At 64.8% G+C, this 15,598-nt stretch carries 14 protein-coding genes; 3 read left to right on the forward strand and 11 right to left on the reverse strand.

Annotation, left to right across the window (positions count from 1 at the left end):
- Window positions 1–2: 2 nt before the first annotated feature.
- The 4 genes from B4N44_RS06015 to B4N44_RS06030 all read right to left on the reverse strand — a co-directional run bounded on the left by B4N44_RS06015 (window position 3) and on the right by B4N44_RS06030 (window position 5,075).
- Complete coding sequence (locus B4N44_RS06015) at window positions 3–410, reverse strand: type II toxin-antitoxin system VapC family toxin (RefSeq protein ID WP_296698001.1); 408 nt, start codon at window positions 408–410, stop codon at window positions 3–5.
- Window positions 407–646, reverse strand: coding sequence for a type II toxin-antitoxin system VapB family antitoxin (locus B4N44_RS06020; protein ID WP_296698004.1), 240 nt, complete (start codon window positions 644–646; stop codon window positions 407–409). The genes B4N44_RS06015 and B4N44_RS06020 overlap by 4 nt, the downstream gene beginning before the upstream one ends.
- 435 nt (window positions 647–1,081) lie before the next feature.
- Window positions 1,082–2,314, reverse strand: coding sequence for a ribonuclease H-like domain-containing protein (locus tag B4N44_RS06025; RefSeq protein ID WP_296698007.1), 1,233 nt, complete (start codon window positions 2,312–2,314; stop codon window positions 1,082–1,084).
- Window positions 2,315–2,663: 349 nt separating this feature from the next.
- Window positions 2,664–5,075, reverse strand: coding sequence for a DEAD/DEAH box helicase (locus tag B4N44_RS06030; protein ID WP_414718117.1), 2,412 nt, complete (start codon window positions 5,073–5,075; stop codon window positions 2,664–2,666).
- 389 nt (window positions 5,076–5,464) lie between these two features.
- Here B4N44_RS06030 and B4N44_RS06035 point away from each other — a divergent pair, with 389 nt between their 5' ends.
- On the forward strand, window positions 5,465–6,478 hold the full coding sequence (locus B4N44_RS06035) for a class 1 fructose-bisphosphatase (RefSeq protein ID WP_296698009.1): 1,014 nt from the start codon (window positions 5,465–5,467) through the stop codon (window positions 6,476–6,478).
- A gap of 184 nt (window positions 6,479–6,662) precedes the next feature.
- Here the strand turns inward: B4N44_RS06035 and purT are convergent, their stop codons facing one another.
- The 3 genes from purT to B4N44_RS06050 all read right to left on the reverse strand — a co-directional run bounded on the left by purT (window position 6,663) and on the right by B4N44_RS06050 (window position 10,311).
- The gene (gene purT, locus B4N44_RS06040) at window positions 6,663–7,847 is read right to left on the reverse strand and encodes a formate-dependent phosphoribosylglycinamide formyltransferase (protein ID WP_296698012.1); all 1,185 of its coding nucleotides are present in this window, start codon (window positions 7,845–7,847) and stop codon (window positions 6,663–6,665) included.
- Window positions 7,848–8,069: 222 nt separating this feature from the next.
- Window positions 8,070–8,765, reverse strand: coding sequence for an SOS response-associated peptidase (locus B4N44_RS06045; protein WP_296698016.1), 696 nt, complete (start codon window positions 8,763–8,765; stop codon window positions 8,070–8,072).
- A gap of 226 nt (window positions 8,766–8,991) precedes the next feature.
- Window positions 8,992–10,311, reverse strand: coding sequence for a hypothetical protein (locus B4N44_RS06050; RefSeq protein WP_296698019.1), 1,320 nt, complete (start codon window positions 10,309–10,311; stop codon window positions 8,992–8,994).
- Between the two features lie 160 nt (window positions 10,312–10,471).
- Here B4N44_RS06050 and B4N44_RS06055 point away from each other — a divergent pair, with 160 nt between their 5' ends.
- Window positions 10,472–11,836 (forward strand): NAD-dependent succinate-semialdehyde dehydrogenase, encoded by a 1,365-nt coding sequence (locus B4N44_RS06055; RefSeq protein WP_296698022.1) that lies wholly within the window; start codon window positions 10,472–10,474, stop codon window positions 11,834–11,836.
- Between the two features lie 438 nt (window positions 11,837–12,274).
- Here B4N44_RS06055 and B4N44_RS06060 read toward each other — a convergent pair whose 3' ends face one another.
- The gene (locus B4N44_RS06060; protein WP_296698024.1) at window positions 12,275–12,697 is read right to left on the reverse strand and encodes an alpha/beta fold hydrolase; all 423 of its coding nucleotides are present in this window, start codon (window positions 12,695–12,697) and stop codon (window positions 12,275–12,277) included.
- 67 nt (window positions 12,698–12,764) lie between these two features.
- Here B4N44_RS06060 and ppk2 point away from each other — a divergent pair, with 67 nt between their 5' ends.
- Window positions 12,765–13,865, forward strand: a complete 1,101-nt coding sequence (gene ppk2, locus B4N44_RS06065; protein ID WP_296698027.1) for a polyphosphate kinase 2 — start codon at window positions 12,765–12,767, stop codon at window positions 13,863–13,865.
- Between the two features lie 33 nt (window positions 13,866–13,898).
- Here the strand turns inward: ppk2 and B4N44_RS06070 are convergent, their stop codons facing one another.
- The 3 genes from B4N44_RS06070 to napH all read right to left on the reverse strand — a co-directional run.
- Window positions 13,899–14,045, reverse strand: coding sequence for a hypothetical protein (locus B4N44_RS06070; protein WP_296698030.1), 147 nt, complete (start codon window positions 14,043–14,045; stop codon window positions 13,899–13,901).
- A gap of 198 nt (window positions 14,046–14,243) precedes the next feature.
- Entirely contained in the window at window positions 14,244–14,717 is a 474-nt protein-coding gene (locus tag B4N44_RS06075; protein WP_296698033.1) for a nitrate reductase cytochrome c-type subunit, read from the reverse strand.
- 13 nt (window positions 14,718–14,730) lie between these two features.
- Window positions 14,731–15,598 (reverse strand): quinol dehydrogenase ferredoxin subunit NapH (napH, locus tag B4N44_RS06080; protein WP_296698036.1); only part of this gene is annotated, 868 nt, incomplete at its 5' end.

A 15,598-nucleotide genomic window follows, 5' to 3' on the forward strand; every position in this document is an offset into this window, starting at 1 on the left:
TGTCAAGACGCGGGTCGCCAAACAGGAAGGATATCGGTCTGCGAAAAATCCTCGCCTTTGAACAGCAGCGGAAGTCCGCGGACCTTGGCAAGCGCGTAACTGAATAGGTCGCCGTAGTTCAAGCCGGCCGGGTGCCCACTGCCCCGACCGTAGGCGACAAAGGCCGCGAACGCGGCTTGCAGCTCGGCTTTGCCCGGCGCCACCAGCTCGAACATCGGCAGGCGCAGCAGATCGTCCACCAGCACCACCGCGCGCTCGCCCCGTCGGCCATGCACGACCATGCGGGTTTCCAATGCGGTCGGGGTACTGATCAGCGCGCGCGGCGCTTTTTGGATGATGTCGACAAAGGCCTCGCGTTCCGGCTCCCCGAAGACGATCGCCACAAGCGCCGAGGTATCGATGACGATCATTCGGCGAGTCCCGCCTCGTCCCAAGGGAGAGGATCGAAGGCGTCCGCTCGATCCGGGATGCGGTCGAGCTGCGCCAGCAGCGCACGCATGCAGGCGGCTGGCTCGGCGGCGCCCTCGAGCTCTCGCAGCAGTTGATCGACCGCGCGCTCCACGGCAGCTGTTTTGCTCAAGCCGGTCACTCGGGCAAGCCGCTCGACCTTGCCGACAACGGCAGGATTGGCGATTTGCAGAGGCATTGCGAGGCCCTCGGTATTGAAATCAACACTGTCAATATAGGCATGCCTGCCGGTCATCGCAAACGGCGCTGTCGGTTGTTGGACTTCGCTGAGCTGACCCTCCCGACGGCTCCGATCGGCTACGGTGATTTTCGGAGAAGGAACGACCAGCCTGTAGGTGCGAATTTATTCGCACAGCCCGGGCGGTGGCGTCTCCGAGCGCCTTGCGGGCGAAACCGGCATGTGTGCGAATAAATTCGCACCCACAGCCCTTTCAGCTCCTCCGGGCAAGCGCAGTCGGGATGATCATTTCCGGAAATCACCGAAGTGGTCGGACTTAGGATATATGGACTGATGTCATTGCGGATATCCATCCATGCCGCGGCCGGCGGTCTGTCCCCGTCGAGAAGCCTCGCTCGTCACTCCAGCCAAGCCTCACGTGGTGTCACGAGCCCCTTAAGTTTTGGGTGGCCGGTCGATTGAGCGGGACCCTTCGAGGGTTGCGGCCAAGGCATCCATCAACGCGGATGACCCGCCGTCGCGTGCGTCGAGCTTCGCGTTCAGTCGTGCGCAGCGCCGCTCTTTCAGGGGTCCCGGCGGAAGCTCATGGGCGATCGCGAGTGCGCGGCGCAGATCGCGGGTGCGGTGCTCGTGATACTTCGCAAGCTCCGTGCGCGCCTCGGCATCGCCTTGCGCGGCGAGCGGCTCCCAGATCGAGCGGGCGGAATCCCAGTCGCCTCGTCGACGATGCAGGCGGGCCAGATCCATGAGTCCGGCCCTGTCCAACCGACGACGCTCGGAGCGGAGCAGCTCGAATGCCCGATCGGAGCGACCCTGCGCCTGATGGTAGGCGGCGACCGCTCGGACATCCGCATCGAACGCGCCCGGATCCGCGAAGACCTCGCCCAGACGCGGGATCAGGGCCGCCAACGACAGCAGATCCCAACGGTTGTGCCGCAGCACGCCGGCCAACGGGGTTACCTCACCCGTGCGGAGCCAGGCCAGCCAGGCCGCGGGCGCCTCGGAGCCCGGCAGATCGTCCTTGCGCTTGAACCCCAAGAGGCGCTGCTCGACGCTGGCCAGACGGCAGTCGGGCCAGATGCGACCGTAGGCACGGCGCACCGGCTTCAACAGATCCAGATGCGGCAGCGCCGGAAGCGGATCGGCTTGGCCGGACAGGCGAAAGCGTGTCGTGAGCAGCGGGATGTCGAAGGACAGGCCGTTATAGCTGACGATCAGGCCGGCGCTCGCCAGCTCGGCGGCGATCGCCTCCAGATAGGCCGGCTCCGAGTCGAGACGGGTCAGCAGGAACTGGCGTAACGTCCAACCGTCGTCCCGTGCGCGCAGCAGTCCGGTCATGAAGGCCCAAGTCCCCGTGCCGCCGGCCAGGCCGCTGGTTTCGATGTCCAGGCAGACCAGATCGATCGCGGTCTGGGAGGGAGCCACCGGTTCGGACTCGGGACGCGGGGCGAGATGCGAGGCCGCTGTCACCCAGCCCCGATCGATCAAGGCGTCAATGGAGGAGTCGCCGCATGGTCCCACCGACACCTGGCCGTGTCGGCGGTGTGCGACAAACTGCCGCTCCAGGCAGAGAACGCCGGGCGCGATCTCGACCGCTCCGACCGCTTCGGCCAGGACATGGGTTTGCGGTCCATCGGCACTCGCTGCGCGCGACGGTCCAACCGACATCCGCCGAAGCCGTTCGGCAAGCGAAGGGCGGTCGACCGACGGGGACGAACTGGCGTCCGCTCCGTCCCGAGCGGGAGCTGGACCACGCAAGCGTTGAAGTCGCTCCTTTAGATGCATCCAGCGCGCCGCCGCCGTTCAGCGCTGTTTTCGAAAGGCCAAAGCATCGCGATCGCCGATTTGACCGCCTCGATCAGCTCGATCTCGCGCCGGAGCATGTCATCATCCGATATGTTGTTCATAGTCGCGTTGCTCTTTCGGAGTCGCTGGGCGCGCGCTGATCATTTCGCTCCGACGTTAATCTCGATCTGACTCAGGGTCAACGCAGCGGCTCGACACCTCGCCGCGCGCCTTACACCACCGACCGATTAACGCCGACAACGCCTAAGAGATCCAGCACCTTCAAGGCCGCCTGACGCGGCGTGACTGCGAGATCCTCGTCGCCGCGCAACACAGGCCCGACGCAGGCGGGACAGCCGGCGGTGCAGCCGCAGCTTGCGACCAGATCACGTGCGTCACCTACCAGCAGCGACGCATCGTCGTAGAGCGGTGCGGAGAGTCCGACGCCGCCCGGGTAGTTGTCGTAGAGAAAGAGCGTCGGCTCGAAGCGCTGACCCGACATGGGATCCAGGGGTGCGTTGTCGGGTCCGCGCATCTGACCGCGCCCCTCGGCGCCCACGATGGCGAACCAGGTCCCCTGCCCGTCTCCGACCGAACGACCCAGGTCGTGGATCTCGGCCATCGCGCGCAGGGCGGCGACATGGTGCAGGGCGTAGGCGGCACCGAGAAAGCCGTCGATCGCCTGCTGACGATCCGGCAGCGCGGCCTCCAACGCAGCCGGCTCGACCTGCCACCAGACCGCCGTGGTGTGCATCTCCTGATCCGGCAGGTCGATGTTGCCGTAGCCGATGTTGTCGTGGCTGTAGTAGCGGATCTTTTTGTAGCCGGGATAGCGTCGGACCAGATGGACCTCGCCTTGCGCCGTTACGCTTTGGCCTTGGGCGCGCCCGTCGAACCGGGCGAGGATCTTCAGCCGGGTGTAGTCGATCGCGTCGGTGTAGTAGTCGGCGCGGGTGCGGGTCACGAACGCCTTGCGGCCGGTCCAGTCCAGACGCTCCACCTGATAGGGCTGGGACTGGATCATATAGATGGCGCCTTTGTAGAGCGTACCCGGGGCGCTGCTGTAGTCGACCTCGGCGATGACCGTCTGGGCGCCGCCGGTGGTGTCGATGACGACGAAGTTGCCCTCCGCGACCGAGCGCAGCGAGACCGCATTGGCAGGATAGCTGTCGGCGACCCAGAACCAGCGCTCGCCTTGATACTGCAGGAGACCTTCGTCGCGCAGATAGCTCAGCATCTCGCCGAGATCCTCCGCGCCGAAGGACTCGCCGTCGCGAAACGGCAGCTCGAAGGCCGCGCAGCGCACATGGTCCATGAGGATCAGGAGCTGATCCGGATGGATGCGCGCGTGCTCCGGGGATGCGCCGAAGAAGAACTCGGGATGGCGCATCATGTACTGGTCGAGCGCGTCGCTGGTCGCGACCATCACGCCCAGGCTGGGTTTAAGCCGCCGCCCTGCCCGCCCGAGGCGCTGCCAGGTCGCAGCCACCGTCCCCGGATAGCCGTTCAGGATGGCGACATCCAAGGCGCCGATATCGACCCCGAGCTCGAGCGCCGAGGTGCTCACCACCAGGTCCACGGCACCGGCGCGCATCGTCTGCTCGGCACGGCGCCGCTCGCTCGGCAGATAACCGCCCCGATAGGCCAGCACACGGGCCGGCTTGCGCGGGTCGCGATCGAAGACATCCTTCAGATATTTGGTGATGACCTCGACCATCAGGCGCGACCGTGCGAAGACGATGCTCTTGAGCCCTAGCTTGGCCGCCGTGCGCGCGATCCGCGTGGTCTGGGAGCGGGCCGATGCGCGGATGCCGAGATCCGGGTTGATGACCGGCGGATTCCACAGCAGCAGATGACGCTCGCCCTGCGGCGCACCCGACTCGGTGATGGCCGCGACCGGCGCACCGCAGAGACGCCCGGCCAGCTCGGCGGGATTGGCGATGGTGGCGGAGGCGAAGATGAAGGTCGGCTCCACGCCATAGAAGCGACAGACCCGCGTCAGGCGCCGAAAGACGTTGGCCACATGGGAGCCGAAGACGCCTCGATAGGTGTGCAGCTCGTCGACGACAATGTAGGCCAGTCCCTCGAAGAACTGCGCCCACTTGGTGTGATGCGGCAGGATCGCCTGATGCAGCATGTCCGGATTGCTGAGTACGATGTCGCCGCGCGTGCGCACCGCCTTGCGGGCATCGCCGGGCGTGTCGCCGTCGAAGGTGAAGGCCTTCACGCCCGGTCCACCGGCGGCCTGGATGGCACGGCTCAGTTCCATCAGCTCGGCCGCCTGGTCTTGGGCGAGTGCCTTGGTCGGGAAGAGATAGAGCGCCTTGCGGCCTTGCGAGAGCACCGCGTCGAGCACCGGCAAGTTGTAGCAGAGTGTCTTGCCCGAAGCGGTCGGCGTGGCGACTACGAAATGCTGCTTGGCGCAAGCCAGATCCCAGGCCTCGCGTTGATGACTGTAGAGTCGCGCGCGGCCACCGGTCCTCAGCGCCTCGGCCAGCGGGGATACGAGATCCTCCGGGAGATCGAGCCAGCGCGCTGCCCGTGCGGCCTGAGTCGACTCGCCGGCAATCCGCCCCCGATAGCCCTTGAGCAGATGGTCCTTCAGACGGGTGACGGGTTGAGCCTCGGACCGCGCGGTCTTGATGATCGCGTCTTCACGGGCAGCGCGGGGCAGTGGATCCGAAAGAGGCACGCTGTCGATTCCGCTCACTGATGGATTGGCTGATTGGATGAGCCAGCCTTGTTCGCACGACCGGCCGGTAGGGTATGGACGAGCGAGAGCGAAGTCCACCGAGTCCTGCGCCGGCGCTGGTGGACTGCGCTGCGCATGTCCGCCCTCTCCGACCGACCCGGCTGGATCGGATACGGCACGGCTGCAATCCACCGTGATCATCACCCGGACATCCGGATCCTGCAACCTCGCCGGTCCGGTTCGTGTCGGTACACGCGCGCCGGGTTTATGGCAGCCGCTGAAAACCCTATACTGCGGATAGATTAGAAGCGCTCGACGAGCCCGTAACCAAGAGGACACCCATGCACAACGGTACGACCATCACCCAGTTCATCATCGAGGAGCAACGACACGTGGCCGGCGCCACGGGCGACTTCACGTCTCTGCTCAACGACATCGTCACGGCCTGCAAGGTCATCAGCAACATGGTAAACCATGGTGCGCTGGTCGGCGTGCTCGGGAGCGCCGAGAGCGAGAACATCCAGGGCGAGACTCAGAAGAAGCTCGACATCCTCACCAACGAGGTCTTCATCAAGTCCAACGAGTGGGCCGGTCACCTCGCGGCCATGGCCTCCGAGGAGATGGACACCATCTACGACATCCCGGCCAAGTACCCGCGCGGCAAATACCTGCTGACCTTCGACCCGCTCGACGGCTCCTCGAACATCGACGTGAACGTCTCGGTCGGCACCATCTTCTCGATCCTGCGCATTCAGGGCGGCGAGGGCGCGCCGACCGAGCGTGATTTCCTCCAGGCCGGCACCCAACAGGTCGCCGCTGGATATGCACTCTACGGACCCTCCACCATGATGGTCCTGACCACCGGCAACGGCGTGAACGGCTTCACCCTGGATCAAAACATCGGCGAGTTCATCCTCACCCACCCGAACATGACGATCCCGGCCGATACGCGTGAGTTCGCGATCAACGCCTCGAACATGCGTTTCTGGGAGCCGGCGATCGGTCGCTATGTGCAGGAGTGTCTCGACGGGAAGGACGGACCGCGCGGCGAAGACTTCAATATGCGCTGGATCGCCTCCATGGTCGCCGAGGTGCATCGCATCCTTACGCGCGGCGGCGTCTTCATGTACCCCATCGACAGCAAGATGAAGGAGAAGGGTCAAGGCGGGAAGCTGCGTCTGCTCTACGAGGCGAACCCCATGTCCTTCATCGTCGAGCAGGCCGGCGGCGGATCCATCACGGGTACCGAGCGCATCATGGATCTGCAGCCCGAGTCCTTGCATCAGCGCGTCCCGGTCATCCTGGGCTCCAAAAACGAGGTCGAGCGCATCCTGGGTTACCACGATCAAGCCTAGGGTGTTTTCCGGGAAAGGATCTTCCGGCCTGTAGTGGCGAATTCATTCGCCCCTACAGGTCTCTCGGGCATGCGCAGTCGGGATGCTCGTTCCAGGAATTCGCCTAAGAAGCCGTCTGCAGGATCTCCTTTGCAGTCCTCTGCGAGACTGCGAACGGCGATCCGGCACCGCATCCCCTACCCTCTCAAGCCAGCTCGATCTCGATCGTCTCCGCAACCCGCCTGGCCTTCTCACGCGCCTCATCCAGCGTCTCCCCGCGCGCCAGCGCGACACCCACGCGACGCTTGCCTTCGACCTCCGGTTTGCCGAACAGGCGCAGTGCCGTATCCGGCTCCGCGAGTGCGCGATCCAGACCGCCGAAGCGCAGATCCCGTGACCGACCTTCCGCCAGGAGCGCTACCGATGCCGAAGGGCCGAGCTGCCTGATGTGCGGCACCGGCAGGCCCAGGATGGCACGCACATGCAGTGCGAACTCAGAGAGATCCTGCGAGATCAGCGTCACCAATCCGGTGTCGTGCGGACGCGGCGAGACCTCGCTGAACCAGACCTCATCGCCCCGCACGAACAGCTCCACGCCGAAGATGCCGGTGCCGCCGAGCGCATCGGTCACAGCGCCGGCGATCTCCTGCGCTCGGGCCAGCGCGCCGGCCGACATCGGGTGCGGCTGCCAGGATTCGCGGTAGTCGCCGTCGATCTGCAGATGGCCGATCGGCGCGCAGAAGCTGGTCCGGTCCCCGTGACGCAGGGTCAGCAAGGTGATCTCGTAGTCGAAGGCGACAAAACCCTCGACGATCACGCGACCCGAGCCCGATCGCCCGCCCTGCTGCGAGTAATCCCAGGCGGCCTGCACCTGCTCCGGACTGCGCAGGGTGCTCTGACCCTTGCCCGAAGAGCTCATCACCGGCTTGACCACGCAGGGCAGACCAATCGCCTCGATCGCGGCCCGGTAGCCGGCCTCGTCGTCGGCAAAACGATAGTGCGAGGTCGGCAGGCCCAACTCTTCCGCGGCCAGCCGACGGATGCCCTCGCGGTTCATCGTCAGATGCGCGGCGCGCGCCGTGGGGACGACATGACGGCCCGCGGCTTCGAGCTCCAGCAAGGTCGCCGTAGCGATCGCCTCGATCTCGGGGACGATCAGTGCCGGGGCCTCCGCAGCCACCAGCGCCGCCAGTGCGTCGGCATCCAGCATATTCATGACATGGCTGCGATGCGCGACCTGCATCGCCGGCGCGCCCGGGTAGCGATCCACGGCGATCACCTCCACCCCGAAACGCTGCGCCTCGATCGCCACCTCCTTGCCGAGCTCGCCCGAGCCGAGCAACATCATACGGGTGGCGCCTGCGGCGCCGGGTGTTCCGATCCTGGTCATGGCGGTGCTCCGCGGTTGGCTTCGGCGGGATGATATACCGAGGGGACCTGAAATTTCGTCGCATGGATATCTTAAACCGTGCCGACTCCATCGCTCGTGAAGCCTGCCGGGGCCGATCCCATCCAAAAACATCGCATACCGGGCTGGGCGCGGTTTAAGCGGACACTTCGACGAGTTGCAGCGGCCGGCGAGGGTATAGAGACGCCGCTGATCCGGATAGATTCAAGCCGCGTGGCCCACGTCGGCATCGGCGACCGCCGCGGTCAGCTCGGATCCCTCGTTGCGGACATTTCCCACCGCACGAGAGACCGGATGTATCGCGAGCCGCTCCTCAGGACAAGGCATGAGCAGCTCCGAGAGCCTAGCCGGGTCGGTCGCGCGATCGAGCCAGACGTCCACGACCTCGGGCGCCAGGATCACCGGCATCCGGTCATGCAGCGGTTGGATGCGCGGATCGGCCTGGGTCGTCACGATCGTGAAGCTGTCGATCACCTCTGCGTCCGCGGGGCGGGTCCAGCGCTCCCAGAGACCGGCGAAGGCGAGGACGGTGTCGTTCGGTGCATGGATGAAATAGGGCTGCTTGCCGTCCGGGCGCTTGGCCCACTCGTAGAAACCGTCGGCGGGAACGATGCAGCGCCGCGCACGATAGGCGGCCCGAAAGGCCGGCTTTTCGGACAGCGTCTCGGCGCGGGCATTGCTCAACCGCGCAGCGATCGTCTCGTCCTTCGCCCAACTCGGCAGCAGACCCCAGCGCAGTGCGTGGATGACTCGCTCCCCGCTCGGGCGCCGACGGATCACGGGAAGCCATTGCATCGGGGCCGCGTTGTAACGCGGCGCGAGGTCATCGATCTCCGCTGTGGCGTCGAAGAGGTCGGCGATCGCATCGGCCGGACTGTACAGGGCGTAGCGTCCGCACATGGACGTGGCCTCCTCCGGATCGGGTCTCGGTTATCGAGTATCGGGTTTTCGGACGTCCGCGCTGCCGCCACGATCGTTTGAGCTCTTCGGTCGACTGACCTTTTCCGGACGACAGCCTCCGAAGAGGATTCGGTGCCCGGTGCAGGTCTGCATTCTCCGGGGATCTCCGGGAAAAGCACGACCAAGGGGCGACTTTAGTCGCCCCTTGTCCTGGTCAAGAAGCGACTCACGACCGCAGCAACTCCCGAGCGCGCACCACGACCGCGTTTCGCGGCGTCCCCGGTCCATTCAGATCATAGACGCTGACGGCGAGATACCTGGCCTGCCACGGCGCTTCGAGATGGCGGGCGTTCTCGAGCATCGCTTCGATGAGCTTGTCGTCGTGATAGCCGAGGTTGCGGTCGACGGTGTCATGCCGTGCCAGCTCCTGGAAGGCGGCCTGCTCACGAGTGCCTTGAAAGTAGGCCAGCGCCTTGCCTGCGGCAAGGTCTCGGTCGACGCCGATGGCGGCACAGATCTCGCCGAGCTGCCGGTCCGGCTCGGTCGCGGAGTCCGCGGATTCCTCGGGCTCCAACCCGTCGATCCTCAATGGACGCACGCCGCTGCCGAGTCGATCGCGGAACAAGGGCATGAATGCGGCAGCCTGCAGCATCAGCAGCTTGCGCGTCTGATCGTCCCGGCTCCGGCGGTAGCCTTGGTGCAAGGCCTCGGCGGTCGTATTGGCGTGGATCGCGACGATGCCCGGTCGCCTGATGAGCAGCTCGCCGGCAGCGAGGATGATCGCCGTCCAGAGTGTCTGCGGGTCGACGCCCTGCCGAAGCGCCGCGGCGATCGCCCGCGACGTGTCCGTGGCGGAGCCCTCTCGAAAGGTCGCGAGCAGATCCGGGATCGCCGGCGGCTCGGGCGTTCCCGACTGCCGGTTCGACGGGAGATCCTCGGCGAGCGCGAGATTCTCCCGCCACGGCCGATCGGCGGCCAGATCGTTCTGCGCGGGGTTGGGCTCGTCGGCGTGGTTCTGCAGTGCGTAGGTCAGGGATCGCAAGAGGGGCTCGGCATCCGACCAACCCAATGTGTGCAGCAACCGATGGCAGTTGGTTACCGTGATCGCCTTGTGTCCGATGCTGCGGAAATCGCGTGCGGCATACCGGAACAGCAGATCGAAGAGGCGTTCCTGCGGAACCGCTCGGTAGAGTCCGACGATGGCCCTGTCCGCAGCCTCCGGATCCCAGCGCTCCATCGCCGAGACGAATGCGTCCTCGGCCTGCGTGCGCGTCGGCACCCGATCCGTCTCGATCGGATCCATTCGCCAGCCGGTCTGACGCGCTTCGGTCGCCTGACTGGCCTTGAGCACGTCGGCCGCCCAAAGCAGTGACGGCCAACGATCTTCAACGCGACCCTGCGTGACGGTGCGCCGAACGGCATGCGCCATCATGAAGGCGTGGTACTTGAAACCCACCACCGGGCAGGGCGAGACAGCGCGGGCTGCGGCCTCGGCGATGGCGCCGAGCAGCGCCCGATCTTCGAGCCCGGCATGAATATGCTTCACCAGGGGCATTTCGGCCTGCACGAGCGCGCGTGGTGACCGCGGCAAACGACGGACAAGGCGGCCGGATCGAACGCGTCTTGGCACACTCGGCGCCGTTGCGGTTCAAACCGGAAAAGGTCCATTCTCGGGCCGGACCGACCGAAACGGAGGAGACATCCCGATGCCATTGCAATCCATCAACCCCTACACCGGCGAGCCCCTGGAGCAGATCGAGACGATCGACGAGACCGCGCTGGAGGCCGCGCTCGACGCGGCAGCGCGGGCCGCGTCGACGTGGGGAGCCCGGCCTGTCGCCGAACGCGCACGCCTGCTGCACGAGGTCGCCGCACTCCTACGCGCCCGAACCCCGGATTTGGCCCGGCGGATGACCTTGGAGATGGGCAAGCTGATCGGCGAGGCCGAGGCCGAAATCGGCAAGTGCGCACTGGTCTGCGACTACTATGCCGAGAACGCCGAACGACTGCTCGCCGACGAGCCGATCGCCTCCGATGCCTCGCGCAGCCTGCTCGTCCATCAGCCGCTGGGCCCGCTGCTCGCCGTGATGCCGTGGAACTTCCCCTTCTGGCAGGTGTTTCGCTGCGCCGCACCCGCAATCGCGGCCGGTAATCCGGTCCTGCTCAAGCACGCCTCGAATGTCCCGCGCTGCGCCTTGGCGATCGAACGCCTATTCGAGGACGCGGGCGCCCCGGACGGTGTCTTCAGCACGCTGCCGATCGACGCCCGCCGCGCCGAGGGTGTCGTCGCCGACCCGCGCGTGCGCGGCGTGAGCCTCACGGGCAGCGACGCGGCGGGCCGACGGGTCGCGTCCATCGCCGGCGAGAACCTCAAGCGGACAGTGCTCGAGCTCGGCGGCTCCGACGCCTTCGTGGTGCTGGAGGACGCCGACCTCGACGAGGCCGTCGCCACCGCCGCGCGCTCGCGTTTCATGAACGCCGGCCAGAGCTGTATCGCGGCCAAGCGTTTCATCGTCGTCGACGCGATCGCCGAGACCTTCGTCGCGCGTCTGCGCACCGCAATCGAGGCGCTGGTTCCGGGCGATCCACTGGACCCGAAGACGACCTTGGCACCGCTCGCGCGTGCAGATCTTCGCGACACCCTCCATCAACAGGTGCTCGCCAGTCTCGACGCCGGTGCACGCCTGATCCTCGGCGGACAGCCTTTGGATCGCCCCGGCTGGTTCTACGCAGCGACCTTGCTCGACGCCGTCGGACCCGGCATGCCGGCCTACGACGACGAGCTGTTCGGTCCCGTGGCAGCCGTCCTGCGCGCGGCCGACGAGGCCGAGGCGCTCGAGATCGCCAACGACACCCGCTTCGGGCTCGGCGGCAGCGTCTGGACGCGCGACAGCGCCCGCGGCGAGCGCTTTGCACGCCGGATGGCGTGCGGATGCGCATTCGTCAACGCACTGGTCAAGAGCGACCCTCGTCTGCCCTTCGGCGGGATCAAAGACTCCGGCTATGGGCGCGAGCTCGGAGCCTTGGGCATCCATGAGTTCCTCAACGCCAAGACCTTGTGGATTCGCTAGGAATGTCGAACCATAAAGTGCCGGCCTGCTCAAAACCCTTGTGCGTCCCGGGACCAACCCATGTGATCGAGGATCTCGCGGGCTTGGCCATCGTCGCGGAGCGCCGCGGTGAGCTAACCCTTTCACACGAGGCTGTCACGGATAAGCGTGAATGCGATCACCTCTTATCGGATTGAGTGGAACGAGTCCGCGCGCAAGGAGATCAAGCACATCGAACGCGGCGTCCTTCGGCACATTCTCGACGCCGTCATGTCTCTCGGTGTCAACCCAAGACCGGATGGTTGCCGCACACTGGCCGGCACCTCAATGACCTATCGGATTCGAGTAGTAGGGTATCGCGTGGTATAAAGGATCGAAGACGAGCGCTTGAGCGTTGAAATCGTCCGCGTCGGCCACCGGAGTTCCGTCTACCGAGCCTGACTCGCTCGCGGTGAGCGATTACGAAACCTGACAGGTCCCGCTCAAGCGCGATTCGCAGTGGTCTGGCCATGGCGACAACCCAACCCAGAGACACAGGATGACAAGACCCCGCCTTCGCCGCGAGCTGCTCGAGCGGATTGCGGGTCGCGCCCAGCTGGTCAGCACCAGGCGATCCACCCGATCGGGCCGGTGTGCGGCGACCAGGATGGCGAGCGCCGCGCCCCGGGAATGGCCGTCGAGGTCGAATCGCTCCAGACTCAGGCCGTCGGCAAACGCGATGAACAGTCGCGCGAGTGCCTGCGGACCGGTCGCCACGTCGCGGGCAGGCGCCTCGCCCTGACCCGGCAGATCCAGGGCATAAACACTGCGGATGTCGGCCAGATCGTCCGCGGTGACCCGCCAGTGCCGCGGTGAGCCGCCCCAGCCGTGAATTTGCAGCAACCGTGGTTTATCATTTAAAGCTGACGTCACCCGTATTTAAACCCAGAGAACAGCAGAGCAGAGAACGATGAGTTACGAGGTTCCCGATCGACCCATACCGATGGACCAACACCCGGTTGATGACCTGACGACCGCCGATGCGGTGGAGACCTTCGCGGTCCTGCAGCAGAGCGCCGAGGCACAGGATGCGCAGTTCACCGCGGCCGAGGACATCCTGGACAACATGCAGCCAAGACCCGAGAACTACGATGCGGCGCTGCTGGCACTAGAATCCATCCTCGAGGGCGCATCGCCGGATGACGCCGCCGCACTGAAGAGCGCACTGCTGCGCTGGCAGAAGTTCGAGACCCGGCTGCCGGTCAGTCCGGACGACGAGCTGGTGGAGGATTGGCGAAACGCCGTCTACCCCTATAAGAATCGGCTCTCGCGCAAAAACTACGAGCGCCAGAAGTATCACCTTCAGGTCGAGCTGTTAAAGCTGCAGGCATGGGTCAAGGAAAGCGGTCAGCGTGTGGTCATTCTCTTTGAAGGGCGCGACGCGGCCGGCAAGGGAGGCACCATCAAGCGCTTCATGGAGCATCTCAATCCGCGCGGTGCACGCGTGGTTGCACTGGAGAAGCCGTCGATCGAAGAGCAGGGTCAGTGGTACTTCCAGCGTTATCTCAAGCACCTGCCGACCGCGGGTGAGATCGTCCTGTTCGATCGCTCCTGGTACAATCGCGCCGGGGTCGAGCGCGTGATGGGGTTCTGCTCTGAACAGGAGTATATGCGGTTCATGCACCAGGCCCCGGAAATGGAGCGCCATCTGGTCAATAGCGGGATCCGCCTCTTCAAGCTGTGGTTTTCGGTCAGCCAGAAAGAGCAGCGTCGCCGGTTCAAAGAGCGTCGTCTCCATCCGCTGAAGCAATGGAAGCTCAGCCCGATCGATCTGGCCTCACTGGACAAGTGGGACGAGTACACGGTCGCCAAGGAATCGATGTTTTTCCACACCGACCACTCCGAATGTCCCTGGATCGTGGTCAAATCCGATTGTAAAAAGCGTGCCCGGCTCAATGCCCTGCGGCATGTCCTGAGCGCGCTGGATTACACGGGCAAGGATCTGCGCAATGTCGGCCCGGTCGATCCCTTGATCGTCGGTCGCGCGAGCTTTGGCAACAATATGAGTTGATTCAAAGGCGTCGCCGGCCGGCATCGCCACGGCTCATCGGCCGAACGGCTCGACGACGCCCTCCCGGATCAGTTCCGGCAGCGACGAGAAAAAGGGATTCCAGGGCACATGCACCAGCGCGTCCAGGCTCGTCACCAAAACACCGCGCTCGCCCCGGATCGCCAGTGTACCGAGATTCACGCCTGACCTCTCGCCGGTCGCGGACCTTGTCATCGCGAACCCGATCATCGACGACATCCACCCGCTCTATCGCGACGCACTGATGCGATGGGACAACGACTGCTGGATGACATTAACGATCGATGGCGAATGAAGGTCCCGTGAGTTTAGCGCGTCGGATCCGGATGTGCCCCGTCGGCGAGGCACGCCGGGATGCGCTCAAGGCGCGTCGAAATCATTTCCGACCAGTAGATTCGCCTCGGTCTGCGGGACGTGACACTGGATACAGAAATAGCGGGTCCCGATGATCTTTTTCTCGACCGTACCCGGATCGCTGCGCAGGCTCACGTAATGACTTTCGGGCATCGGGGAGGGTTCGTCCGCGTCCTTGTCCCGATCCCAGAGATCCTGGTCGTGATGACATTTCAGGCACTTGTTGTTCTTCAGTGTAATCAGGCCGGACTCCTCGATGCTGTGCGGGATCAAGGGCGGAGCATCCTCGAACGCCGTCGGCAAGGTCGAGTCGGCATCCTCCGGATCGATCGAGAGGTAGTCGAAGCTCACCGGGTCGGGAGAATCGAAAACGGTTCCGGCGAGATCCTCGTCGATCCAGGACAGGTCTTGCGCAAGGGCGAAGCTGCCGGCCAGAAGGACCCCGGCGACGAGCGCGAGGGAACGGGGAAGCATAGTCATGGGTTATCCTCCTTCATGATGAGCCGATGTGCGTCGGAACGGACTCGGAGCCCGGCTTGCTTAAGCGCCACCCGAATGCCAGGCTTTTCTCCGGGCAGATCGGGATACAACGCGCGCAATTGGTACATTCACCCGAGAGGACCTGTCCATCCTGCGCAAGCCGTTTGAGGTTCAGGACCTGCGGCTCCGGGCAAATCGCTTGGCAGTCCCCGCAAGCGTTGCAGGTCGATTGATCGAATTTGACCCTGATCTGGGCCGTGTGCCGCCCCACCAATGCATAAAAGGCACCGAGTGGACAGAGGTGGCCGCACCAACCTTGCTTCACGACTAGCCAATCGAACAAAAAAAGTCCGACCACTGCGGTCCAGCCCACACCCAAACCGAAGATGATCTCGCGGTGCATGGCCCCGATCGGGCTCACCCATTCGAATGCCGGTAGCCCGATCAAGACCGACAGCAGCAGTGCGAGTGCCAGTACCGTATAGCGCAGATAACGTGGAATCCCGAAGAGATTCTTGCGCCAGGTCTTGCGATGCAGAAAGCCCGCAAAGTCGGTGACCGGATTCACCGGGCAGACCCAGGAGCACCAGACCCGACCGCCCAGGATCACGAAGACGCCCAAGACGATCACTGCACCCAGGAGCACTTCGAATTGCAGCACGTGCCCGGTCAGCAGGATCTGAAGCGTCGCGAAGGGATCGGCGAGCGTCACCACTCCAAGGACCTCCGACGCACTCAGGTTTCCGCTCAACATAGGGCGTCCGAATAAGGACCAACCCCAGTGCAGCGTGCCGAAGAACAGCAGCAAGACGCCGATCTGAACGACCCGCCGGAGGATCAAATAGCGCCAGTTCCAGGGGTGTGACCGAAACTGATGCGTT

Origin of the sequence: Thiocapsa sp. UBA6158, from assembly GCF_002423035.1 — a bacterium.
Taxonomy (GTDB): domain Bacteria; phylum Pseudomonadota; class Gammaproteobacteria; order Chromatiales; family Chromatiaceae; genus Thiocapsa.

Bases quoted from the DNA above. Each gene is read 5' to 3' on its own strand.
- B4N44_RS06015 (WP_296698001.1), bottom strand. From the start codon at position 410: ATGATCGTCATCGATACCTCGGCGCTTGTGGCGATCGTCTTCGGGGAG.
- B4N44_RS06020 (WP_296698004.1), bottom strand. From the start codon at position 646: ATGCCTCTGCAAATCGCCAATCCTGCCGTTGTCGGCAAGGTCGAGCGG.
- B4N44_RS06055 (WP_296698022.1), top strand. From the start codon at position 10,472: ATGCCATTGCAATCCATCAACCCCTACACCGGCGAGCCCCTGGAGCAG.
- purT (WP_296698012.1), bottom strand. From the start codon at position 7,847: ATGACCAGGATCGGAACACCCGGCGCCGCAGGCGCCACCCGTATGATG.
- B4N44_RS06045 (WP_296698016.1), bottom strand. From the start codon at position 8,765: ATGTGCGGACGCTACGCCCTGTACAGTCCGGCCGATGCGATCGCCGAC.
- B4N44_RS06075 (WP_296698033.1), bottom strand. From the start codon at position 14,717: ATGACTATGCTTCCCCGTTCCCTCGCGCTCGTCGCCGGGGTCCTTCTG.
- B4N44_RS06025 (WP_296698007.1), bottom strand. From the start codon at position 2,314: ATGTCGGTTGGACCGTCGCGCGCAGCGAGTGCCGATGGACCGCAAACC.
- B4N44_RS06035 (WP_296698009.1), top strand. From the start codon at position 5,465: ATGCACAACGGTACGACCATCACCCAGTTCATCATCGAGGAGCAACGA.
- ppk2 (WP_296698027.1), top strand. From the start codon at position 12,765: ATGAGTTACGAGGTTCCCGATCGACCCATACCGATGGACCAACACCCG.